The organism is Leptotrichia sp. oral taxon 215 str. W9775 (genome assembly GCF_000469505.1).
Taxonomy (GTDB): Bacteria; Fusobacteriota; Fusobacteriia; order Fusobacteriales; family Leptotrichiaceae; genus Leptotrichia_A.
Genome location: NZ_KI272865.1, coordinates 37982 through 38205, shown reverse-complemented (window position 1 = coordinate 38205; position 224 = coordinate 37982).

The window sequence follows — 224 nt, the reverse complement described above, 5'->3', positions numbered from 1 at the left end:
ATACTATCTGAATTTACATCACTCTCAAACAGGAACTGCAAAAATTTAAGCCTGATATTTGTTTGAATACTATCTGAATTTACATCACTCTCAAACTGCTTTACCAATATTCACTAACAAAATGTTGTTTGAATACTATCTGAATTTACATCACTCTCAAACTCGTTATAGCAAGTTTAGGACTATGGAGTGGTTTGAATACTATCTGAATTTACATCACTCTC